The organism is Cupriavidus sp. H19C3, assembly GCF_049393815.1.
Lineage (GTDB): Bacteria > Pseudomonadota > Gammaproteobacteria > Burkholderiales > Burkholderiaceae > Cupriavidus.
On record NZ_CP184985.1, the window covers coordinates 2,354,342 to 2,375,579 of the forward strand.

Genomic DNA, 21,238 nt, shown 5'->3' on the forward strand with positions numbered 1-21,238 from the left:
TGGCGCGCGCAAAAATAAAAACCCCGCCAACTGCCGTTGCGCGGGGTTTTTCATTGCCTGGGGGGTGCCTGGGGGGGTGCCGGGTTGTTGCCGGGCTTATATGTTTGCCGGAGGCCGGACCGAAGGCTGGCGTCGGACCACGTGGTCAGGCCGCGTGCTTGGCCGCCGTCAGCAGACGGTAGCGCTGCATCAGCACCTCGTGCGTCTCGACCCGGTTCGGGTCTTTCGGGATACATGCGACGGGGCAGACCTGCTGGCACTGCGGCTCGTCGAAGTGGCCGACACATTCGGTGCACTTGTTGGGGTCGATCTGGTAAATCTCGGGCCCCATCGAAATCGCTTCGTTCGGGCACTCGGGCTCACAAACGTCGCAATTGATGCAGTCGTCGGTGATCAGTAGCGCCATGGTGTTTCCTCTTGCTGCCATCCGCCAGTGCCCCCGGCCGGTCCATTCCAGCCGGGTCGTGACGGATCGAAAGACTCCATTTTATTCCGCTTTGCCAATCTTCTCCTTGAGCCAGCGTTCCACCGACGGGAATACGAACTTGCTGACATCGCCGCCGAGCACCGCGATCTCGCGCACGAAGGTGCCGGAGATGAACTGGTACTGGTCCGAGGGGGTCAGGAACATCGTCTCCACATCCGGCAGCAGGTAGCGGTTCATGCCGGCCATCTGGAATTCGTATTCGAAGTCCGACACGGCACGCAGGCCACGCACGATCACCCGCGCATTGTTCTTGCGCACGAAATCCTTGAGCAGGCCCGAGAACCCCTCGACACGGACGTTGGGGTAGTGATTGAGCACTTCGCGTGCAATGCCGATGCGCTCTTCGAGCGAGAAGAACGGACGCTTGTTGGGGCTATGCGCCACGCCGACCACGAGTTCGTCGAAGATGTTCGACGCACGGCGGACCAGATCCTCGTGCCCCCGGGTCATGGGATCGAACGTACCGGGGTAGACCGCGATGACCATACTTCCTCCTTTATCGGCTCGGCGCCTCCCCAGGAGCAAGGCCGGGTCGGGAACCGCTGTCGGCAGGCGTGCCGGCGCGGCGTTACGTGACGAGCGTTGAACGACAGCGGCGTAGTGTAACGCCAAATCCCTTGATGACAAGGGCGGCGACCTACGTATTTTCCGCAACGCACCATCGCCAGAAGCCTTGATGGGGGCTGCGCGTGTGACAGTTCAGCCGGCGCCGGCGCCGTTCTGGCGGTGCTGCAGCAGGTGGAAGTGGACGGCCCCCGCGCGGGCCTGCCGCACGATCTCCAGCGCGGCGGGAATCGGCGCGTCGGGGCCGATCAGCGCCCGATCGGTTTCCACATAGACCGCCCCGCCTGGACGCGACAGCCGCGCCGCATGCTCGAGCGCGGGACCCAGCCAGTCCTCGGCAAACGGGGGATCCAGGAACACCACGTCAAAGCTGGCCGCCGGCATCTGCGCGGCCACGGTAAAGGCATCGCCCTGCACCACCTTTACCGCGCTGGCATCGAAGCGGTACTGGTTGTCGCGCAACTGGCGCGCCACGCGTGGATTGGCCTCGACCAGCGTCACCGCGGCCGCGCCACGTGAGGCGGCCTCGAACCCAAGCGCGCCGGAGCCGGCAAACAGATCCAGGCAGTGCCATCCGGTCAGGTCCTGACCCAGCCAGTTGAACAGCGTCTCGCGCACGCGGTCCGGCGTCGGGCGCAGCCCTTCGGCATCGAGCACGGGCAGCAGCGAGCGCTTCCAGCGGCCGCCGATGATGCGGACCTGAGCCGGCGCCTGACGTGGGTGGGGAGACGAAGAACGCCCGCGCGCGGCGGGCGATGGGGAAGGCGATGGGGCGATGGAGCGGGTGGCGTTGCGCGATGTCATGCCATGATTGTAGGGCCTGCCGCTACCGCTGCGTGTGCGGCAAACCCCACTCACTCGACCGAAATCCGCCCGATCCGCCGGGATCCGCCGCCGATCTTGTGCGACGTCGCGGTCAGCGGGCCGCCGCGGCGGGTGCGCCGGTCGGTCCACCGACCACCACCGTGGCCAGGCTATCCGGGTGCACGTGGCGCTGGAACGCCGCGCGCACCTGCTCGCGCGTGACCTTGCCGATCTGCGCGGTCCAGGTATCGAGGTAGTCGAGCGGCAAACCATACCACCCGATATTGGCCACGTTGGTCAACAGCTTGCGATTGCTGTCGATGCGCAGCGGAAAGCCGTTGATCAGATTGTCCTTGGCCGCGCGCAACTCCGCGTCGGTGGGGCCCTCCGCCACGAACCTGGCCACCACCTGGCGCACCAGCGCCAGCGCCTGGTCCGTGTTTTCCTTCTTGGTCTGCAGCGAGATGCCGAACGGCCCGGGCTGCTTGGACGGCGCAAAGTAGCTGTCTACGCCATAGGTCAGGCCGCGCTTCTCGCGCACCTCGTCGGTCAGCCGCGAACTGAAACCGCCACCGCCCAGCACGTAGTTGCCGACCAGCAGCGCAAAGTAATCGGGATCGCCGCGCGCGATGGCGGGCGCGCCGATTGCCACGCTGGCCTGCTGCGCCGGATGCGGAATGCGCTGCTCGCTGGCCGCGATCTTCATCTCCACCTCGGGCAGTTTGGGCGGCGTCGCGCCAGGCGGCAGCCCGCGTGTCAGCGCCTCGGCAATCGCCTCGGCCTGCTGGCGGTCGATGGCGCCAATCAGCGTCACCACGGCGCGGTTGGCGCTGTAGTTGTCGCGCCAGAACTTGACGAGGTCATCGCGCGTGATGGATTCCACCGACGCCGGCGTAGCCGAGACGCCGTACGGATGATTGGGATAGATCGTCTTCGACAGCGTCTTGTCGGCAATCGTGCCGGGCCGCGTATCGGCTTCGCGAATGGCCGCGATCAGGCGTTGCTTTTCGCGCGCGACCACGTTGTCGGGATAGGTCGGCGCCTTGATCAGCTGGCCCGCCAGCTTGAGGGACTGATCGCGCTCGGGTTCGGCGGTCAGCGTACGCAGGCCCACGCCACTGCGATCGCCCCCGGCGGAGCCGCCGAAGTCCGCGCCGGTGTCGGCAAACGCGTCGGCGATCTGCGCCTCGTTGCGCGCCGGCTGGCCATCCTGCGCGGCGGCGCCCTTGTCGAGCAGCGCGGCGGTCAGCGTGGCGAGACCGGCCTTGCCGGGCGGATCGTAGCGGCTGCCGGCGTCGAAATCGATATTGACGTCGAGCATCGGAATCGACGGGCTCGGCACGAAGAAGACCTTGGCACCGGTCGACGCGGTCCAGTTCTCGATCGGAATCGCAGCGCGCGCGATCGAGACGGTGGCCAGCAGTGCCACGCCCAGCGCGGCGCGGGCGAGTTGACGGGAAAATCGGGACATCGCGGCTCCTTAGTGGCGCAGGCCCCCGGGGGCCGGAGTCTTGGGCTTGTTGGGATCGATCGGTTGCGGCAGCAACGTGGCCACCGTCAGGTTGTCGTCGCTGAAATACCGGGCGGCGACTGCCTGGACCTGCGCCGGCGTGACCGCCTTGATCTTGTCGAGCATGCGATCGATCTGGCGCCACGAGATACCCGCGATCTCCGCCACGCCAATCTCCATGCCCTGCCCGAACACCGAATCGCGCTTGTAGATCTGGCCCGCCACCACCTGGGCCTTGACGCGTTTCAGTTCCTCCTCCGACACGCCGTCTTTCGCGATGCGCTGTACTTCCTCGCGCAGCGCCTTCTCAATTTCCTGCGTGGTGTGCCCGTTGGCGGGAATGCCGTCGAGCACGAACAGGGACTCGCCGCGGTTGATGCTGTCGTAGCCGACGTTCACGTCGTCGGCCAGCCGCTGCTGGCGCACCAGTTCGCGATTGAGACGCGCGTTGTCGTAGCCGTCGAGCACCGCGCTGAGGACCTCAAGCGCATACGGGTCGACGTCATTCTCCACGTCATGCAGGCGCGGCACCTTGTAGGCGAGCACGATGTACGGATTCTCGGCGGGCGCCTTGACCCAGACGCGCTTGATGCCCTGCTGCGGCGCCTCGAGCTGGGTCTTGCGCAGCGGCAGCGGCCGCGGCTTGAGCTTGCCGTAGTAGCGTTCCGCCAGGGCACGCACCTCGTCCGGCTTGACGTCGCCCGCCACCACCAGCAGCGCGTTGTTCGGCACGTACCATTCGCGGTACCACGCCGCCACGTCGTCCACGCGCATGTTGACGAGATCGTCCATCCAGCCGATCACCGGGTGGCGATACGGCGCCGCCGTATAGACCGTGGCCAGCAGCTGCTCGTAGACCTTGCCGCGCGGCGAGTCGTCGGTGCGCAGGCGGCGCTCTTCCATGACGACCTTCATCTCGCGCTCGAACTCGTCCTTCCTGATGATGAGATTGGCCATGCGGTCGGCCTCCAGCTCCATCATCTTGGGCAGATACTGTTTGCTGATCTGCTGGTAGTAGAGCGTGAAGTCGCGATTGGTCATCGCGTTCTCGCGCCCGCCGAGCAGCGCGATCTGGCGCGAGAACTCGCCCACCGGCACCTTGGGCGTGCCCTTGAACATCATGTGCTCGAGCATGTGGGCCACGCCGGTGGTGCCGCTGACTTCATCGATTCCGCCGGTGCGGTACCAGATCTGGTGCACCACGGTCGGCGCGCGATGATCCTCCTTGACGATCACCTGCATGCCGTTGGACAGCTGAAACTCGGTGGTGCCCGCTTCCGGCTGGCCGATCGCGGAGGCGGTACGAGCGCCCGCGGGCGGCGCCTGCGGGGTTGGCGCATTGACCGACTTGCCGACGGCGCCGGCGGCGGTCTGCGCGGTCTGCCCGTTCTCGTGACCGGCCGGCTGGACCTGCGCAAAGGCAGGCACGGCCGCGACCATGGCACAGGCCGATGCCACGATCGACGCTATCAGGGTGGGAAGAACGCGCCGCGCGAATCGCCGCGAAGGACGTGCGGGCCGGGCGTGAACCGGGTCGCGCCCGGCGGCGCGAATGTCAACGCGGGTGCCAACGCGGCTGCCGGCAAGATTGTTCGCCATGTCGGTGGCAGTGTGACCAGCCTCGGGATTCGCTGCGGCGGCGGCAGCTACCGGCGAGGCTACGGACAAGACAGCGCAATGGTTCATGCGACCCCGTCTGCTAGAATTTTGGCGATTGATTCTACCGGGGTATTGACCCCTTTCCCAATGTTTAGTTTCTGGAAGAAGCGCAAGGCCGAGCCGGCTCCTGCGCCGGTCGAGGCGCCCGCGCCTGCCGCACCCTCGCCGGACCTCGCTTCCCCGGCGACCCCTGCCCCGGCCGTTCCCGCCCCCGCCGCCCCGACTCCGGCGACGCCACCCATCCCCGCGCCTCCCCCGCGCCGCCACAACCGGCCCCCGCGCCAGCCCAGCCCCCGATCCCCACGCCGGTGCCGGCGCAGGTGCCGCCGCCTGGGCCCGTGCCCGTCGCTGCGCCGGTAGTTGCGCCGGTAGTTGCGCCGGCTGCCCCGGTGGCAGTCGCACCCGCGCCGGCCGACGAGATGGAGCTCACCCCGCCCCCCGCGCCCAGCGCCGAAGCCAAGCGTGGCTGGATGACACGCCTGCGCGCCGGGCTCTCCAAGACCAGCCGCAATATCGGCACGCTGTTCGTCGGCGTCAAGGTCGACGAAGCGCTGTTCGAGGAACTGGAAACGGCGCTGCTGATGGCCGATGCGGGCGTGGAAGCGACCGAATTCCTGCTCGGCGAGTTACGACGCCGCGTGAAGAGCGAACGCATCGAGACCGCAGACGGCGTCAAGGCGGCGCTGCGCGCGCTGCTCGTCGACCTGCTGCGGCCGCTCGAAAAATCGATGGCGCTGGGTCGCGAACAACCGCTCGTGATGATGATCGCGGGCGTCAACGGTGCCGGCAAGACCACCAGCATCGGCAAGCTGTGCAAGCATTTCCAGAACTACGGCCAGTCGGTCCTGCTGGCCGCGGGCGATACCTTCCGCGCCGCCGCGCGCGAGCAGCTGACGATCTGGGGCGAGCGCAACAACGTGACGGTCGTCGCGCAGGAAAGCGGCGATCCGGCCGCGGTGATCTTCGACGCGGTCAATGCCGCGCGGGCCCGCGGCATCGACATCGTGATGGCCGACACCGCCGGCCGGCTGCCGACGCAGCTCCATCTGATGGAAGAACTCAAGAAGGTCAAGCGGGTGATCGCCAAGGCGATGCCCTCGGCCCCGCACGAGGTGCTGCTGGTCATCGACGCCAACACGGGCCAGAACGCACTGGCGCAGACGCGCGCATTCGACGATGCACTGGGCCTGACCGGGCTGATCGTGACCAAGCTCGACGGCACTGCCAAGGGTGGCATCCTCGCCGCCATCGCGCGCCAGCGTCCGGTGCCCGTCTACTTTATCGGCGTGGGCGAGAAGGTCGAGGACCTGCAGCCTTTCAAGGCCGACGAGTTCGCCGACGCCTTGCTCGGCTAACTGGGGAATGACGGCGGGAATGACGGCGGGGGCGTCACTGCAGGGTGATAACCACGGGCCCGCCCGCGCGCCGCGCCCCCCTGCCCTGCCGGCCGAGGGGCGCCAGCCAGCTTACTCGCTGTCGGGCTGCGCGTCGGGCGCGGCGTTGCGGAACGCGTCCAGCGCCAGGCACGCTTCATTGATGCGGGAGATCGCCGGATAGCGACGCATGTCCACGTTGAAGCGATTGGCATTGAAGACCTGCGGTACCAGGCACAGGTCGATCAGCGTCGGCGTATCGCCATAGGCGAACTTGCCGGGTTTGCCGAGCCGGGCCAGGTTGAGCTCGAGCGAGGCAAACCCCTGTTCGATCCAGTGCCGGTACCACGCATCCTTGGCCTCGTCCGACACCCCCAGCTGACGCTTGAGGTACTTCAGCACGCGCAGGTTGTTGAGCGGCGCGATCTCGCACGCGATTTCCTGCGCGAGACCACGCACGATGGCACGCTCTAGCGGCTGCGCGGGCAGCAGCGGCGGCTGCGGATGGGTCTCGTCGAGATACTCGATGATCGCCATCGACTGGATCAGCGGCTGGCCGTCCACCACGAGCGTGGGCAGTACCGCATCCGCATTGAGCGCACGGTAGGCGTCCTGAAGCTGCTGGCCGCCATCCTTGAGCAGATGGACCGCCTCGTAGTCGTAGGCCAGACCCTTCAACCCGAGCGCGATCCGCACCCGGTACGAAGCCGAGCTGCGGAAGTAGCTGTACAGCTTCAGCATCGCGTCAGACCACCTTGATGGTGAGGTCGCCCACACCCTCGACGTGGCAGCTCATGACGTCGCCCTTGACGATCGGGCCCACGCCTTCGGGCGTGCCGCTATAGATCAGGTCGCCGGGCTGCAGCTCGAACAGCTTCGACAGGTACGACACCATCTCCGGCACCGACCAGATCAGGTCGGACAGGTCGCCGCGCTGCTTCTCCACGCCGTTGACCGCCAGCGTGACCGCGCCCTTCTGCGGATGACCGATGGCCGCCACCGGCACGATCGGGCCGATCGGCGCCGACTGGTCGAACGCCTTGCCGGTCTCCCACGGACGGCCGGTCTTCTTCGATTCGTTCTGGAGATCGCGCCGCGTCATGTCGAGACCGATCGCATAACCGTAAACATGGCTTGCTGCCTGCTCGACCGGGATATCCTTGCCGCCCTTGCCGATGGCGACCACCAGTTCCACCTCGTAGTGGCAGTTGCTGGTGCCCGGCGGATACGGGAACGTGCCTTCGGTGTGGTCCGCCACGTAGCTCACCGCATCGGACGGCTTGCAGAAGAAGAACGGCGGCTCGCGGTCAGGGTCCGAACCCATCTCGCGCGCATGAGCGGCATAGTTGCGGCCCACGCAGTACACACGACGCACCGGAAAGCTGGCGCTGCTGCCACGCACGGGAACGCCGACGGGGGCCTGCGGGGCAAATACGAACTCGGTCATCCAACAATCTCCACACTGGTCTTTTGGGGGCAGGTTGCCGCGCATGCGGCAGGGCCAAAGCATACACCCAGCCATCGTCGCGATGCAGCCGGAATGCGGCCCCGGCACCACGACCCCGCGCCCGTGCCGCATGGTGCAGTGCAACCAAAACGACCGCCGTGGGCCTGCGCAGGTGGGCCCAGGAAACGACACGGCCGCACGGGTCGACCTCACCATCGCGCTGGTCCAGGCTTGCGGGACAGAACGGGCATCGACGCGGTTACGCTCACGCGCGCGGCTGGAGAGCCCCGGCCCGCTCCGCTATCATGAAACCCCATCGCCCTCTTCCCGCCCCCCGCATCATGACGTCCAGCCAGACCTCCACCTTTCCCGCCGCCAGGTTCATCAAGGAAATCGGCCGCGGCGTCAACGGCGCCCGCGCGCTGCCGCGCGAGGACGCCCAGGCGTTGTTCGACGCCATGCTGTCCGGGCAGGTCTCCGATATCGAACTGGGCGCGGTGCTAATGGCCTATCGCATCAAGGGCGAGGCGCCGCACGAGCTGGCCGGCATGCTGGAAGCCGCGCACGGCCACTGCCTGCCGCTGGAAGCGCCGCCCGATCGCACGACGGTGGTGATCCCGAGCTACAACGGCGCGCGCAAGCAGCCCAACCTGGTGCCGCTGCTGGCCTTGCTGCTGGCGCGCGAGGGCGTGCCGGTGCTGGTGCACGGCTCGCGCCAGTTCCAGGGACGCGTCACCAGCATCGCGCTGTTCGAGGCGCTCGGCGTGCCGGTGTGCGAAACCACGCGCGAAGCCCAGGACCGGCTGCGCCGGCCCGCGGGCAGCCCGGGGCCGCTCGCCGTGTTGCCGATCGACGTGCTGTCGCCGGCGCTCTCGCAGCTGCTCGACAAGCGCGCGGTCATCGGCCTGCGCAACTCCTCGCATACGATCGTCAAGATGCTGCAGCCGGTGGGCGCGCATACGCCGGCCGAAGCGCTGCGGCTCTACAGCTATACACACCCCGAGTATCGCGAGACCCTGACCGACTATTTCTCGCACGAGCCGGCCAATGTGCTGCTGGCACGCGGCACCGAGGGCGAAGTGGTGGCCGATGCGCGCCGCAGCAGCCGGATCGACTGGCTCCATGACGGCCACCAGCGGACCATGGTCGACCCCGTCAGCGGCTCGATCGGCGAGGTGCCCGACCTGCCGCCAGGTACCGACCCCGCCGCCACGGCCGCCTGGATCCGCACGGTGCTCGACGGCGCCGTGCCGGTGCCGGCACCAATCGTCACCCAGATCGAGACCATTCGCGCCTGCCTGGAACAGGGCACGCGCGTGGCCTGGGCCAGCCCGGTCTGAGCGGCCGGGCCGGCGCTAGGCCTTGCGCAGCGGCAACGGGATGCGCTCGGTTTCCCCCGGCACATGGGGGAACTGGTCGTCCTGCCAGCGCTGGGCGGCGGCTTCGATCGCCTCCTTGCTGCTTGCCACGAAGTTCCAGTAGATAAAGCGCCGGCCGTCGGTGGGATCGCCGCCCAGCAGCATCACGCGGGACGGCTCGGAGGCGGTCAGCGTGACGGGCTCGCCCGGGGTCAGTACGACCAGATGCTCGCTGGGCACAGGCTCGGCCGGCTGGTTGCCGGCTGCGAGCGCGATGTTGCCGTCGACGGCGTAGATGCCGCGCTGGACATGCTCCGCCGGAATCTCCAGGCTCGCGCCCGCTTCCATTTCGAGCGCCACATAGAGCGTGCGGCTGTAGACGCGCACCGGCGCCTCGGCACCGAACGCATCGCCGGCGATCACCGTCATCCGCACGCCCGGCAGCTCGATGCGCGGCAGGGTCGCGCCCGGGTGGTGGTGAAACGACGGCGCGTCGTTCTCATGCGCCTGCGGCAGTGCCACCCAGGTCTGGATGCCGTGGAGGCGCGGGCCGGCTTCGCGCGCGGCCTCTGGCGAGCGTTCGGAATGGGTGATGCCGCGGCCCGCGGTCATCCAGTTCACGTCGCCGGGCCGGATTACCTGCTCGCTGCCCAGGCTGTCCCGGTGCATGATCTCGCCCTCGAACAGATAGGTCACGGTGGCCAGGCCGATATGAGGATGCGGGCGCACGTCGATGCCGTGGCCCGGTGCCATCGTCACCGGCCCCATATGATCGAAGAAGATGAACGGCCCTACGGTTTGGGCCGTGGCGGCTGGCAGCAGGCGCCGGACGGTGATATCGCCGAGGTCACGGACATGGGGTTTGAGCAGGTGTTCGATAACAGACATTGAAGAGACTCCAGTGCGGTAAAGATGCCGCAAAACAACTTTAGTGTAGCGAATTGCGCAATACAGAATCTCGATTTCACGACGAAACCCGATGGGCGCGGGCCCCTCTAATCCTCTTGTGAGCGATCACCTCGCCGCGCGCGCCGAGCGGACGCGCCCGACGGGTCCCACAAAGCTATTTAAAATAGGAAAGCAATGGTCCGGAACTATCGACCCCATTGACGCTCCAACTTAGCACTCGTCCGGCATGAGTGCTAATATCTGTTGCAATGCTGTAGCAAACCCAATGTGGATTTGGCTACACCCGGCAACATACCGCCGGATGCGAAAGGAGTCATAGTGAACGCAGTCCTGTCTGCTGATCAATCTGTTATGGGTACGATGACCGGTACGATGACCGGTGCGATGACTGATGCGACCGGTGCAGCGAAGACCAGGTCCCCCAGCCGGCTGCCCGCCCCGGTTCCGTCGAACCCGATAGGCGCCGGCTTTGCGCTGACGCTGCCTGGCAATCTGGGCAACCTGGACGCGTATATCCAGGCCGTGCATCGCATCCCCATGCTCACCCCCGAGGAAGAGCAATCGTTGGCGCGCGAGCTGCGCGACCATGAGTCGGTCGATGCTGCCCGTCGCCTGGTGATGTCCCACCTGCGCCTGGTGGTGTCGATCGCGCGCCAGTACCTCGGCTATGGCCTGCCGCACGCGGACCTGATCCAGGAAGGCAATATCGGCCTGATGAAGGCGGTGAAGCGCTTCGATCCCGATCAGGGTGTGCGACTGGTGTCATACGCGATCCACTGGATCAAGGCCGAGATCCACGAGTACGTGCTGAAGAACTGGCGCATGGTCAAGGTGGCCACCACCAAGGCCCAGCGCAAGCTGTTCTTCAACCTGCGCAGCCACAAGCAGGGCGCCCATACCTTCACGCCCGAACAGGTGGAAGCCGTTGCGCGCGAGCTCAACGTCAAGCCCGAGGAAGTGATGGAGATGGAAACCCGCCTGTCCGGCGGCGACCTCGCGCTGGAAGGTCAGATCGACGACGGCGAGGAAGAATTCGCGCCGATCGCATACCTGGCCGACAACCACAACGAGCCGACCCGCGTGCTCGAGGCCAAGCGCCAGGACCGCATGCAGGTAGAAGGGCTGGAAGACGCCCTGACGCGTCTCGACCCGCGCAGCCGCCGCATCATCGAGGCGCGCTGGCTGCAGGTCAACGACGACGGCTCCGGTGGCGCCACGCTGCACGAGCTGGCTGACGAGTTCGGCGTATCGGCCGAGCGCATTCGCCAGATCGAGGTGGCGGCCATGAAGAAGATGAAGGGCGCGCTGCAGGCTTTCGCCTGATCGCGGCATCCCGCCCTGGCGCTGCGCCAGTAAAAAAGCCGGTCTTCGGACCGGCTTTTTCTTTTCCTGGCTGGCTCGGGCGTTACGACAGCAGTTGCTTGAGGTCGTGAGCGATCGGCTCGGGACCCTGCCCGTGGCGGATAAACAGCCGCAGCTGACCCTTCGGATCGAAGACATAGCTGCCGGCCGAATGGTCCATCGTGTAGTTGTTCGGCGATGTCCCCGGGACCTTGGCGTAGTACACCTTGAAGTCCTGCGTCACCTTCTTGAGCGCGGCTTCGTTCTCGGGGCGCAGGCCCAGGAAGCGCGGATCGAAGGCCGGCACATACTGGCCCAACAGCGCGGCGGTATCGCGCTCCGGATCGACCGTGACAAACAGCACCTGCACCTTGTCGGCATCGGGGCCCATCTGCTCCATCACCGCCTTGAGCTCGGCCATGGTGGTCGGACACACGTCGGGGCAGTGCGTATAGCCGAAGAACATCACCACCGCCTTGCCCTTGAAGTCCTCCAGCGTGCGCACCTTGCCGGCGGGGTCGGTCAGCGCAAAGTCCTTGCCGAAGCCGGTGGCCCCCGAGATATCGACATTGCGGAAGCTCGGCTTGGGCTGGCCGCACGCGGCCAGCAACAGCGCGCAGCACAGCATGGCGAAAGTACGGCGAAGGAGCGAACCGGAACGGCCCGGAAAGGTGATGGACATTGGCAAGTGATGGGAAGTCGGCTCCGGCAGTATCGCCGATCGACGCGCCCGCCAGACCGGGGCGCGTCAATTTGCCGCGATCAGACCTGCGGCAGGAACTTGAAATAGTGATCGATCAGCAGCGCCGCGAACAGCAGCGACAGGTACAGGATCGAGTAGCGGAAAGTGCGCTGCGCCAGCGCGTCCGAGTAATTGCGGAACAACGCCCACGCGTAGCCGAGGAAAATCAGACCCAGCACCAGCGCCGCGGCCAGATAGATGTACCCGCACATGCCATAGACGAACGGCAGCAGCGTGGCGGCGATCATCACCAGCGTATAGAGCAGGATATGGAGCAGCGTGTAGCGCTCGCCATGGGTGATCGGCAGCATCGGCAGTCCCGACTTGGCGTAGTCGGCGCGCCGGTACAGCGCCAGCGCCCAGAAATGCGGCGGCGTCCAGGTAAAGATGATCAGCACCAGGAACCAGGCTTCGGCCGGTACCGTGCCCGCGACGGCGGCCCAGCCCAACGCCGGCGGCATGGCACCGGAAAGCCCGCCGATCACGATGTTCTGCGGCGTGGCGGGCTTGAGCAGGATGGTGTAGACCACGGCGTAGCCAAGGAACGTGGCAAACGTCAGCCACATGGTCAGGTCGTTGGCAAATACGTGCAACAGCCACATGCCCGCGCCGCCGAGGATTGCCGAGAACACCAGAGTCTGGGCCGTGGTGATCTCGCCCGTGGCCGACGGGCGCCAGGCCGTGCGACGCATCAGCGCGTCGATCTTCTGCTCGACCAGGCAATTGATGGCGAACGCGGCCCCGGCCAGCAGCCAGATGCCGGCCGCGCCGCCAATCAGTACGGGCCACGGCACCATGCCCGGGGTGGCCAGGAACATGCCGATCACCGCGCAGAACACGGCGAGCTGGGTCACGCGCGGCTTGGTCAGCGCGGCGTATTGTCGGGCCAGATGTCGTAATCGGCCCACGGGGGAATGGGTGTGGGTAGCAGTAACCACGGAGGGAATCTTGTCCTTCATGTGGCGCGCGCGGCAACAGGGCCCTGGGCAGCGGCGCCGGCGGATCGGGTCGCGAGGCCGATATTGTAGTTGAGACGGAGTAACAGCATCAGAAGCAGGGCCGCGCCACCGTTATGGGCGACCGCGGCAACCAGGGGCCAGTCGAACACGATATTGGACATGCCGGTTGCCAGCTGGAGGGCCAGCACCGCCAGCAGCCAGCGCGCGTGGCGCGTCAGGCCCTCGAGCCTGCGCGCACGCAAGCCGAACCAGGCAAGGTAGGACAGCACCACGAATGCAAAGCCGCGATGGACCCAATGAATCGCCACCAGCGCGCTATGCGGGATGTAGTTGCCGTCGGCCGTCATGCCCAGCTCCCGCCAGAGCGTAAAGCCGTGGCGAAAGTCCATCTCGGGCACGAGCTGGCCGTTGCAGAGCGGAAAGTCGGTGCAGGCGAGCACCGCGTAGTTGGTGCTGACCCAGCCGCCGAGGAAGATCTGGATCACCAGCAGCACCAGCGCCAACGCCCCGGCCCAACGCAGTCCGGCCGCCTGCGGCGCCACCGTGTGCGGCACGTCGTTGCGCGAGCCGAGCCAGATCAGCGACGCGAGCAGGCACATCGCCAGCATCAGGTGGGTGACCACGATGATCGGCTGGAGCTTCATCGTAACCGTCAGCATGCCGAACGCGCCCTGCACGCAGACCAGCACCAGCACGCCGGTGGCAAACCACGGCGACTGCCGCAATGCCTTGCGCTTGACCCATGCCAGCACCATCAGCGAGATGATGAGCACACCGACCGCCATGGCGAAATAGCGATGGATCATCTCGATCCAGGCCTTGACCAGCGTGACCGGGCCGCTCGGCAACGCGGTTTCGGCCGCGCGGATCGGCTCCATGGCCGCGTGCGGATTCGAATGGCCGTAGCAGCCGGGCCAGTCGGGGCAGCCCAGGCCGGAGTCGGTCAGGCGCGTAAAGCTGCCGAACATGATCAGGTCCAGGGTCAGGAACGCCGTGATCCAGACCAGCTTGCGATATTTGTCGCGGCTGCCGCGCACGAACACGTACGAGAGCGGCAGCAGTGCAATAAGAATGCCGATGATGGCGAGTTGCAGCAGCATGCGAGGTCAGCCAATACGCGAATACTTCAGGAGCTTCTTGAGATCGCCGGACACCTTGGCGGGATCCGGATCCTTCGGGAAGCGCAACATCAGGTTGCCGAGCGGGTCGACGAGGTAGATCGTGTCCTCGGCGCGGCCGCCTTCGGCCGGCGGCAACCATTGCCGCACCGCGGCGGCGTCCATGCGCAGGAAGCGCACACCCGCATACGGTTCGTTGTAGGCGGCGCGCAGGCGTTCGTCCACTCCGCCGGTGTCGGTGATCAGCCAGACCGGCACGATGCGCTCGCGATCCTGACCCTGGCCCGCGCGGATCTGGCGAATGGTGAACAGCTTGCGCGCGCACGCCTCGTCGCAGGCCGACGGGTCGGTCGTCACCATCAGCCATTTGCCGCGCAGCGAGGCCAGCGGCACCGCTTCGCCCCGTTCGTCGCCGATCTGCACCGCCGGCATCGGCCGCTGCGGCTCGATCAGGGCCCCGTAGTTGGTGGTGCCGCCGGCCGGGCGGAATACGTAGAAGGTCAGATAGGACGCAATCACCGGCGACGCGCACACCAGCAACAGCGCGAGCATCTGCAGGCGCCCGCGGCGCGTGCGCGCATCGATACGGGAATCGGCCTGGGCCGGGTTTTCTTGCGGTGACATGGATTCAGTCTGTACGGTCATCTTGTCAGGGTCGTTGCGATCGGGCGGCGATCAGGCCGCGCCCGGCGCCCGCGCGCGTCGCACGCCGAGCACCACCACCAGCACCAGCGTGAGCGCGGCAAGGCCAAACCACTGGAACGCGTAGCCATAGTGCCGGTCGGCGCCGAAGCCGGCCGGCGTCCAGTCCCGGCGCAGGCCATCGCCGGTATCGGTGGTCTGCTCGACCACAAGCGGCAGCAGCGGCGTACCAAGTTCCTTCGCATAGGCGCCGATCTCGACGTTCTGGCGAATCTTCCGCCCCGCCTCGGCGCCCGCGGACTGGCCCAGGCTGTAGACGCGCGGCACGCCGGCCAGCGCCGTGCCGGTCAGCGTGACCTCTCCCGCCGGGGTGGTGAACGGCGCGATGCGTGTGCGGTCCTGCGCGTCGCGCGGCAGCCAGCCGCGCAATACCAGTACCGTGGCGCCGCGCGCGAGCCGGAGCGGGGTCAGCACCAGAAAGCCCGCGCGGCCGTCGCTGCCATGCGGACGATTGTCCAGCAACACGGTGTGCGCGTCATCCAGGCGTCCGCGCGCACGCACGATGCGGTCGGTCAGGTCCTGGCCGGAGCCGGGCAGGCCGGCATCGAGATCGACCGGTGCTTGCGCCGCCAGTGCGGCGAGCCGCGCCGCGCGGGCGCTCTTTTCGTGCCCGCGGCCCAGTTGCCAGTTGCCCAGCGCGCAGGTGACGGCGATCACGGCGAGTGCCGCCGCCATCGGCACCAGCCCCGGCGAGCGCCACCGTCTCACGCCGGCCCCCCGCACAGCGGCAGGAAGCGGGACGCAGAACCGGGCGCAGAACGGGACGCAGAACAGGGCACAGAAAGGGGCACAGAAAGGGGCACAGAAAGGGGCACAGAAAGGGGCGCACGACCCCGAACCGGGCGGCAGCCGCCACGATGGGTGCGATAATGCACGCACGCGCCCGCATCCGGATCAGGACGCTCCCGCTCCCCACATCGTTCCATCATGCGCTTCATCATTGTCCTTGCCTTCATCCTGATCATCGGCAGTCTGGCCTCCGCGCTGTTCTTCATGATGCGCGACCGCGGCCGTACGCCCAACATGATGCGCTCGCTGATGTTCCGCGTTGGCTTTTCGGTGGCACTGTTCCTGTTCATCCTGTTCTCGCACTGGATGGGCTGGATCCACAGCACCGGCATTCAAATGAACCCCTGAGCGGGGGTCTCGCAAAAACAAAGCGCCGCAGGAGTGGTTCCGCCTGCGGCGCTTCTTGTTATTGCTTCGGATGATTGCTTCGGGTTGCCTGCCGGCCGCCCGCAAGGATACTCCCTCGGGCCAGGCCAGGGACGTCAGAGCCAGTACACCACCACGTACAGGCCCAGCCACACCACGTCAACGAAGTGCCAGTACCAGGCCGCACCCTCGAACGCGAAGTGGTGGTCGGGCGTGAAGTGTCCCTTGAGCACGCGGCCCAGCACCACCGCCAGCATGATCGCGCCCATGGTCACGTGGAAACCGTGAAAGCCGGTCAGCAGGAAGAACGTCGAACCATAGACTCCCGAGGTGAGCTTGAGGTTCAGCTCGTGATAGGCATGGATGTACTCGTAGGCCTGCAGGCACATGAAGATCGCGCCCAGCAGGATGGTCAGCACCAGGCCCTGGATCAGCTGGCTGCGCTTGCCCGCCAGCAGCGCGTGGTGTGCCCAGGTCAGCGTCACGCCCGAGGTCAGCAGCAATGCCGTGTTGATGGTCGGGATCGGCCACGGGCCCATGGTCTGGAAGCTCTCGACCACGCCGGCGGGGCCGGTGTTGGGCCATACCGCGGCAAAATCCGGCCAGATGATCTTGTTGTTGAGGTCGCCGAGCCACGGCATGGCGATCGTACGCGCATAAAACAGTGCGCCGAAGAACGCCGCAAAGAACATCACCTCGGAGAAGATGAACCAGCCCATCGACCAGCGGAACGATACGTCGATGTTCTTGCCGTACTTGCCCCCCTCGGATTCACCGATGGCATCGGCAAACCACGCCCGCAGCACGAACAGGAACCACACGAGGCCGACCGCGAACAGGTATGGCGCCCAGGACTGTCCGTTGACCCACCCGGCGGCACCGCCGCCCACCATCAGCAGGCCAAAGGCCGCCGTGATCGGATGGCGCGACGGGCCCGGTACGAAGTAGTACGGAGCGTTTGCGCGATTCGCACTCATTCTTCTATCTCCAGCTCAGGTTCTCTGATTCAATGGTTCTTGTTGGTCGCGCCGGCCTGCCAGGCGCGCTTTGTCCTACCCTGTCCGCTCTACCCTGTCTTGCCTGCCCGGTATCGCTATCCTGCCGCGTGACCGACCACGGTCCGCACGATGAGCACCAGCACCGTCACGAACACCGCCGCGGCAATCAGCCCGGCAATGATCACGTGCACCGGGTTCAGCCGTGCCATATCCGACTCGTGCTCCGACCCCTTGCGCAGGCCGATAAACGACCACAGCACGGCCCGCATGGTCTGCAGGAACGATGCCTTGCGCTGCGTGGCGTCCTTGAGATCGTCCATGCGGCAATCCTCCTCAACCACCCTGTCCGCCGTCGTGCCCGCCTTCGAGCTGGCCCTGCGGCGCTTGCGCGACCGGCGTGCCTACCTCGAAGAACGTGTATGACAGCGTGATGTTCTTGACATCCTTCGGCAGCTTCGGGTCGATCACGAACACCACCGGCATCTCGCGTGCTTCCTTCGCCTTCAGCGTCTGCTGCTTGAAGCAGAAGCACTCGATCTTCTTGAAATACTCCGTGGCCTGCTTGGGCGCGTAGCTCGGGATGGCCTGCGCCGAGATATCGCGCGACTGCCCGTTGGCCACTTCGTAGACGATCGTCGCCATCTCGCCCGGATGCACTTCCATGGTGTTCTTCACGGGGCGGAACGCAAACGGCCCACGCGCGTTGGAATCGAACTCCACGGTGATGGTCCGGCTGGTATCCACCTGCGTGTTCTTTGCCGAGCCGCCGTACAACTCGCGCGTGGTCACCACGTTGATGCCGGTGATTTCGCAGATCTTCTTGTACAGCGGCACCAGCGCGTAGCCAAAGGTAAACATCACGCCGACGATGACGAGCAGGCGCACCAGCATGCCGCGGTTGAAGCGTGCTTCTTCCGCCCTGGCTGCGGACCGATGGTTCGACGGCTCGTTCATCCCCTGCCCCTGCGCCCCGGATCAGCCGCCAAGAAACACCATCTTGGCGAAGAACCCGAGGAAAAAGACCACCACGATCGAGAGCAGGATCAGACCCAGGCGGCGGTTTGCTGCCTTCTGGGCGCTCTTCCGGGCCGCCTGGCGATCATCCTGCGACATGACATTCTCCGCGTGCGGCATACCTGCGTCTTACTTGACCAGCGGCGGCTCTTCGAACGTATGGAACGGCGCCGGCGACGGCACGGTCCACTCGAGGCCTTCGGCACCTTCCCACGGCTTGTCGGCAGCCTTCTCGCCACCGCGGTACGACGGCAGCACCACGAAGAAGAAGAAGTACACCTGCATCAGGCCAAAGCCGAGCGCACCGATCGAGGCAACCGCGTTGAAGTCGGCGAACTGCACGGCGTAGTCGGCATAGCGACGCGGCATGCCGGCCAGCCCCAGGAAGTGCATCGGGAAGAAGGTCACGTTGAAGAAGATCAGCGAGCCCCAGAAATGGATCTGGCCGCGCGTCTCGTTGTACATGAACCCGCTCCACTTCGGCCCCCAGTAGTAGAAGCCCGCGAACAGCGCGAACAGGGAGCCCGCCACCAGCACGTAGTGGAAGTGCGCGACGATGAAGTAGGTGTCCTGCAGCTGGATGTCGATCGGCGCCACGGCCGGCATCAGGCCGGTAAAGCCGCCGATCGTGAACACGAAGATGAAGCCGATGGCGAACAGCATCGGCGTCTCGAACGTCATCGAGCCGCGCCACATGGTGGCGATCCAGTTGAAGATCTTCACGGCCGTCGGCACCGCGATCAGCATGGTCGCGTACATGAAGAACAGCTGGCCGGTCACCGGCATGCCCGTGGTGAACATGTGGTGGGCCCACACGATGAACGACAGGATCGCGATCGATGCCGTGGCGTACACCATCGAGCTGTAGCCGAACAGGCGCTTGCGCGCGAAGGCCGGCACCACCTGCGAGATGATCCCGAACGCGGGCAGGATCATGATGTAGACCTCGGGGTGGCCGAAGAACCAGAAGATGTGCTGGTACATGACCGGGTCGCCGCCGCCGGCGGCCGAGAAGAAGCTCGTGCCGAAGTGGCGGTCGGTCAGGACCATCGTGATCGCGCCGGCCAGCACCGGCATCACGGCGATCAGCAGGTAGGCGGTGATCAGCCAGGTCCAGCAGAACATCGGCATCTTCATCAGCGTCATCCCGGGGGCGCGCATGTTGAGGATGGTCACGATGATGTTGATGGAACCCATGATCGACGATGCGCCCATGATGTGCATGGCGAAGATCGCCATGTCCATGCCCGGGCCCATCTGCACCGACAGCGGCGCGTACAGCGTCCAGCCGGCGGCGGTGGCCCCGCCCGGCGCGAAGAACGACAGGGCGAGCAGCAGCGCGGCGGGCGGCATCAGCCAGAAGCTGAAGTTGTTCATGCGCGCGAACGCCATGTCCGAGGCGCCGATCTGCAGCGGGATCATCCAGTTGGCGAAGCCGACGAAGGCCGGCATGATCGCGCCGAACACCATGATCAGGCCGTGCATCGTGGTGAACTGGTTGAACAGTTCGGGGCGGAAGAACTGCAGGCCCGGCTCGAACAGCTCGAGGCGGATCAGCAGCGCCAGCACGCCGCCCGACAGCAGCATGGTGAACGAGAACAGCAGGTACAGCGTACCGATGTCCTTGTGGTTGGTGGCGAACAGCCAGCGACGCCAGCCATGCGGATGATCGTGGGCGTGATCATCGTGGCCATGGTCATGCGTGTGGTCGTGCGGATGACCCAGCGTCTCCGGGGTAGCGGTACTCATCGCGTTGACTCCTGAATTCCTGAATGCGGACGTGCGCGGGTCAGCCGGCCACGCGGTTGCCCGCGAGGCTGGCCTGCCTGTCGTTTGCGTTGGCGTTGCCGGTGGCGGGTGCCGCCTGCGCCTTCGGCGCGGCGTCGCCGCTGGCGGCCTGGGGTGCACCCCCGCCTTCCGGGAACTTGCCCGCGCGCGCGTTCACAAAGTCTGCCGGCTGAATCACCTCACCGGTCTTGTTGCCCCAGCTGTTACGCGTGAACGTCATGGCCGCGGCCAGCTCGGTATCGGAGAGCTGCTTCCACGACGGCATGCCGCCCTTGCCTTCCAGCAGGATATGCATCTGGCCGGCCTTCGGCCCGTTGACGATCTTGGAACCGTCGAGCGCCGGGAACGCGCCGCCGCCCTTGCCGTTCGGCTGGTGGCAGACCGCGCAGTTGGCCAGGTAGACCTTCTCGCCGCGCACCTTCATTTCGTCGAGGGTCCAGGTCTTGTTGGGATCGTCCGCCGCGGCGGCCATTGCCTTTTTCTTGTCGTCGACCCACTTGGTGTAGTCGGCGTCGGACACCACGCGCACCACGATCGGCATGAACGCATGTTCCTTGCCGCACAGTTCGGCGCACTGACCGCGATACACGCCGGTCTTCTCGGCGCGGAACCAGGTGTCGCGCACGAAGCCCGGAATCGCGTCCTGCTTGACGCCGAAAGCGGGAATCATCCACGCGTGGATCACGTCGTTGGCGGTGGTGACGATGCGGATCTTCTTGTTGACCGGCACCACGAGCTCGTTGTCCACCTCCATCAGGTAGGTATCGGACTTCGGCTTCTCGTTGTTGATCTGCTCGCGCGGCGTGGTGAGCGTGGACACGAACGAGATGCCTTCGCCCTCGCCCTTGAGGTAGTCGTACCCCCACTTCCACTGGTAGCCGGTGGCCTTGATGGTGATGTCGGAGTTGGTGGTGTCCTTCATCGCGACCACGGTCTTGGTGGCCGGCAGCGCCATCGCGATCACGATCAGGAACGGCACGATGGTCCAGACCACTTCCACCGTGATGCTCTCGTGGAACGATGCCGCCTTGGCACCCTTGGCCTTCCGGTGCGTGAAGATGGAATAGAACATCACGCTGAACACGGCGACGAAGATCACCGTGCAGATGATGAGCATCATCCAGTTCAGCCAATGAATCTGTTCGGCGATTTTTGTAACGGGTTCGGTCAGGTTCAACTGACGGACGGCGGGACCGCCCGGCATGTCACCGACCGCGGAGGCCGCCTGGCTGGCAAGCAGGGACATCCCTGCCAGACATGCTGCGGATGCCTTCTTCCACATTTTCATTTGTTATCTACCCAATTTACAG

22 protein-coding genes and 1 pseudogene are annotated in these 21,238 nt (G+C 66.0%); 4 read left to right on the forward strand and 19 right to left on the reverse strand.

Going from position 1 to position 21,238, the window contains the following annotated elements; all coding sequences use genetic code 11:
- Positions 1-145 precede the first annotated feature (145 nt).
- The 5 genes from DFLDMN_RS10900 to DFLDMN_RS10920 form a co-directional block, all read right to left on the reverse strand.
- Positions 146-406, reverse strand: coding sequence for a YfhL family 4Fe-4S dicluster ferredoxin (locus DFLDMN_RS10900; RefSeq protein WP_121492021.1), 261 nt, complete (start codon positions 404-406; stop codon positions 146-148).
- Positions 407-487: 81 nt separating this feature from the next.
- Positions 488-973: a pantetheine-phosphate adenylyltransferase gene (gene coaD / locus DFLDMN_RS10905; protein WP_150372905.1), complete on the reverse strand. Its 486-nt coding sequence runs from the start codon at positions 971-973 to the stop codon at positions 488-490.
- A 213-nt stretch (positions 974-1,186) separates the two neighbouring features.
- Positions 1,187-1,855, reverse strand: a complete 669-nt coding sequence (gene rsmD, locus DFLDMN_RS10910; protein WP_423194984.1) for a 16S rRNA (guanine(966)-N(2))-methyltransferase RsmD — start codon at positions 1,853-1,855, stop codon at positions 1,187-1,189.
- Positions 1,856-1,967: 112 nt separating this feature from the next.
- A complete protein-coding gene (locus DFLDMN_RS10915; protein ID WP_423194985.1) occupies positions 1,968-3,326 on the reverse strand; it encodes a M16 family metallopeptidase in 1,359 nt (452 codons plus the stop codon).
- Between the two features lie 9 nt (positions 3,327-3,335).
- Complete coding sequence (locus DFLDMN_RS10920) at positions 3,336-5,051, reverse strand: M16 family metallopeptidase (protein WP_423194986.1); 1,716 nt, start codon at positions 5,049-5,051, stop codon at positions 3,336-3,338.
- Positions 5,052-5,111: 60 nt separating this feature from the next.
- On the opposite strand from DFLDMN_RS10920, the pseudogene ftsY reads away from it, so the two are divergent.
- Positions 5,112-6,379 (forward strand): annotated as a pseudogene (gene ftsY, locus DFLDMN_RS10925) (signal recognition particle-docking protein FtsY).
- A 111-nt stretch (positions 6,380-6,490) separates the two neighbouring features.
- Here the strand turns inward: ftsY and maiA are convergent.
- Together maiA and DFLDMN_RS10935 are read right to left on the reverse strand one after the other, a co-directional pair.
- Positions 6,491-7,138 (reverse strand): maleylacetoacetate isomerase, encoded by a 648-nt coding sequence (gene maiA, locus DFLDMN_RS10930; protein ID WP_423194987.1) that lies wholly within the window; start codon positions 7,136-7,138, stop codon positions 6,491-6,493.
- Between the two features lie 4 nt (positions 7,139-7,142).
- Positions 7,143-7,844, reverse strand: a complete 702-nt coding sequence (locus tag DFLDMN_RS10935; protein WP_423194988.1) for a fumarylacetoacetate hydrolase family protein — start codon at positions 7,842-7,844, stop codon at positions 7,143-7,145.
- A 341-nt stretch (positions 7,845-8,185) separates the two neighbouring features.
- Here DFLDMN_RS10935 and ybiB point away from each other — a divergent pair, with 341 nt between their 5' ends.
- Positions 8,186-9,184 (forward strand): DNA-binding protein YbiB, encoded by a 999-nt coding sequence (gene ybiB, locus DFLDMN_RS10940; protein ID WP_423194989.1) that lies wholly within the window; start codon positions 8,186-8,188, stop codon positions 9,182-9,184.
- Between the two features lie 15 nt (positions 9,185-9,199).
- Here the strand turns inward: ybiB and DFLDMN_RS10945 are convergent, their stop codons facing one another.
- On the reverse strand, positions 9,200-10,090 hold the full coding sequence (locus tag DFLDMN_RS10945) for a pirin family protein (protein WP_423194990.1): 891 nt from the start codon (positions 10,088-10,090) through the stop codon (positions 9,200-9,202).
- Positions 10,091-10,495: 405 nt separating this feature from the next.
- On the opposite strand from DFLDMN_RS10945, the gene rpoH reads away from it, so the two are divergent.
- Positions 10,496-11,434: an RNA polymerase sigma factor RpoH gene (gene rpoH, locus DFLDMN_RS10950; protein WP_423194991.1), complete on the forward strand. Its 939-nt coding sequence runs from the start codon at positions 10,496-10,498 to the stop codon at positions 11,432-11,434.
- Positions 11,435-11,516: 82 nt separating this feature from the next.
- On the opposite strand, the gene DFLDMN_RS10955 is transcribed toward rpoH, so the two are convergent.
- The 5 genes from DFLDMN_RS10955 to DFLDMN_RS10975 form a co-directional block, all read right to left on the reverse strand.
- Positions 11,517-12,080 (reverse strand): SCO family protein, encoded by a 564-nt coding sequence (locus tag DFLDMN_RS10955; RefSeq protein WP_423198381.1) that lies wholly within the window; start codon positions 12,078-12,080, stop codon positions 11,517-11,519.
- A 134-nt stretch (positions 12,081-12,214) separates the two neighbouring features.
- Complete coding sequence (gene cyoE / locus DFLDMN_RS10960) at positions 12,215-13,153, reverse strand: heme o synthase (RefSeq protein WP_423194992.1); 939 nt, start codon at positions 13,151-13,153, stop codon at positions 12,215-12,217.
- Positions 13,150-14,253, reverse strand: coding sequence for a COX15/CtaA family protein (locus tag DFLDMN_RS10965; RefSeq protein WP_423194993.1), 1,104 nt, complete (start codon positions 14,251-14,253; stop codon positions 13,150-13,152). The genes cyoE and DFLDMN_RS10965 overlap by 4 nt, the downstream gene beginning before the upstream one ends.
- A gap of 6 nt (positions 14,254-14,259) precedes the next feature.
- Positions 14,260-14,916 (reverse strand): SCO family protein, encoded by a 657-nt coding sequence (locus DFLDMN_RS10970; protein WP_423194994.1) that lies wholly within the window; start codon positions 14,914-14,916, stop codon positions 14,260-14,262.
- A gap of 30 nt (positions 14,917-14,946) precedes the next feature.
- Positions 14,947-15,648 (reverse strand): SURF1 family protein, encoded by a 702-nt coding sequence (locus DFLDMN_RS10975; RefSeq protein ID WP_423198382.1) that lies wholly within the window; start codon positions 15,646-15,648, stop codon positions 14,947-14,949.
- 252 nt (positions 15,649-15,900) lie between these two features.
- Between DFLDMN_RS10975 and DFLDMN_RS10980 the strand changes: the two genes are divergently transcribed.
- A complete protein-coding gene (locus DFLDMN_RS10980) occupies positions 15,901-16,110 on the forward strand; it encodes a twin transmembrane helix small protein (RefSeq protein WP_109582207.1) in 210 nt (69 codons plus the stop codon).
- 134 nt (positions 16,111-16,244) lie between these two features.
- Here the strand turns inward: DFLDMN_RS10980 and DFLDMN_RS10985 are convergent, their stop codons facing one another.
- From DFLDMN_RS10985 to coxB, 6 genes are all read right to left on the reverse strand, one after another.
- Positions 16,245-17,105, reverse strand: a complete 861-nt coding sequence (locus DFLDMN_RS10985) for a cytochrome c oxidase subunit 3 (protein ID WP_423194995.1) — start codon at positions 17,103-17,105, stop codon at positions 16,245-16,247.
- 116 nt (positions 17,106-17,221) lie between these two features.
- Entirely contained in the window at positions 17,222-17,446 is a 225-nt protein-coding gene (locus DFLDMN_RS10990) for a DUF2970 domain-containing protein (protein WP_423194996.1), read from the reverse strand.
- A gap of 13 nt (positions 17,447-17,459) precedes the next feature.
- Positions 17,460-18,080, reverse strand: coding sequence for a cytochrome c oxidase assembly protein (locus DFLDMN_RS10995; RefSeq protein ID WP_423194997.1), 621 nt, complete (start codon positions 18,078-18,080; stop codon positions 17,460-17,462).
- A 21-nt stretch (positions 18,081-18,101) separates the two neighbouring features.
- Positions 18,102-18,239: a cytochrome oxidase small assembly protein gene (locus DFLDMN_RS11000; RefSeq protein ID WP_423194998.1), complete on the reverse strand. Its 138-nt coding sequence runs from the start codon at positions 18,237-18,239 to the stop codon at positions 18,102-18,104.
- Between the two features lie 30 nt (positions 18,240-18,269).
- Complete coding sequence (ctaD, locus tag DFLDMN_RS11005; protein ID WP_423194999.1) at positions 18,270-19,889, reverse strand: cytochrome c oxidase subunit I; 1,620 nt, start codon at positions 19,887-19,889, stop codon at positions 18,270-18,272.
- Positions 19,890-19,929: 40 nt separating this feature from the next.
- Entirely contained in the window at positions 19,930-21,216 is a 1,287-nt protein-coding gene (gene coxB / locus DFLDMN_RS11010) for a cytochrome c oxidase subunit II (protein WP_423195000.1), read from the reverse strand.
- Positions 21,217-21,238 lie beyond the last annotated feature (22 nt).

Coding starts and splice junctions, on each gene's coding strand:
- DFLDMN_RS10935 (WP_423194988.1), bottom strand. CDS start 7,844: ATGACCGAGTTCGTATTTGCCCCGCAGGCCCCCGTCGGCGTTCCCGTG.
- ybiB (WP_423194989.1), top strand. CDS start 8,186: ATGACGTCCAGCCAGACCTCCACCTTTCCCGCCGCCAGGTTCATCAAG.
- DFLDMN_RS10955 (WP_423198381.1), bottom strand. CDS start 12,080: ATGCTGTGCTGCGCGCTGTTGCTGGCCGCGTGCGGCCAGCCCAAGCCG.
- DFLDMN_RS10970 (WP_423194994.1), bottom strand. CDS start 14,916: ATGACCGTACAGACTGAATCCATGTCACCGCAAGAAAACCCGGCCCAG.
- coxB (WP_423195000.1), bottom strand. CDS start 21,216: ATGAAAATGTGGAAGAAGGCATCCGCAGCATGTCTGGCAGGGATGTCC.
- DFLDMN_RS10990 (WP_423194996.1), bottom strand. CDS start 17,446: ATGGACGATCTCAAGGACGCCACGCAGCGCAAGGCATCGTTCCTGCAG.
- ctaD (WP_423194999.1), bottom strand. CDS start 19,889: ATGAGTACCGCTACCCCGGAGACGCTGGGTCATCCGCACGACCACACG.
- DFLDMN_RS10995 (WP_423194997.1), bottom strand. CDS start 18,080: ATGAACGAGCCGTCGAACCATCGGTCCGCAGCCAGGGCGGAAGAAGCA.
- DFLDMN_RS10985 (WP_423194995.1), bottom strand. CDS start 17,105: ATGAGTGCGAATCGCGCAAACGCTCCGTACTACTTCGTACCGGGCCCG.
- rsmD (WP_423194984.1), bottom strand. CDS start 1,855: ATGACATCGCGCAACGCCACCCGCTCCATCGCCCCATCGCCTTCCCCA.
- DFLDMN_RS10945 (WP_423194990.1), bottom strand. CDS start 10,090: ATGTCTGTTATCGAACACCTGCTCAAACCCCATGTCCGTGACCTCGGC.
- DFLDMN_RS10920 (WP_423194986.1), bottom strand. CDS start 5,051: ATGAACCATTGCGCTGTCTTGTCCGTAGCCTCGCCGGTAGCTGCCGCC.
- cyoE (WP_423194992.1), bottom strand. CDS start 13,153: ATGAAGGACAAGATTCCCTCCGTGGTTACTGCTACCCACACCCATTCC.
- coaD (WP_150372905.1), bottom strand. CDS start 973: ATGGTCATCGCGGTCTACCCCGGTACGTTCGATCCCATGACCCGGGGG.
- DFLDMN_RS10980 (WP_109582207.1), top strand. CDS start 15,901: ATGCGCTTCATCATTGTCCTTGCCTTCATCCTGATCATCGGCAGTCTG.
- DFLDMN_RS10915 (WP_423194985.1), bottom strand. CDS start 3,326: ATGTCCCGATTTTCCCGTCAACTCGCCCGCGCCGCGCTGGGCGTGGCA.
- DFLDMN_RS10900 (WP_121492021.1), bottom strand. CDS start 406: ATGGCGCTACTGATCACCGACGACTGCATCAATTGCGACGTTTGTGAG.
- rpoH (WP_423194991.1), top strand. CDS start 10,496: ATGACTGATGCGACCGGTGCAGCGAAGACCAGGTCCCCCAGCCGGCTG.
- DFLDMN_RS11000 (WP_423194998.1), bottom strand. CDS start 18,239: ATGTCGCAGGATGATCGCCAGGCGGCCCGGAAGAGCGCCCAGAAGGCA.
- maiA (WP_423194987.1), bottom strand. CDS start 7,138: ATGCTGAAGCTGTACAGCTACTTCCGCAGCTCGGCTTCGTACCGGGTG.
- DFLDMN_RS10965 (WP_423194993.1), bottom strand. CDS start 14,253: ATGCTGCTGCAACTCGCCATCATCGGCATTCTTATTGCACTGCTGCCG.
- DFLDMN_RS10975 (WP_423198382.1), bottom strand. CDS start 15,648: ATGGCGGCGGCACTCGCCGTGATCGCCGTCACCTGCGCGCTGGGCAAC.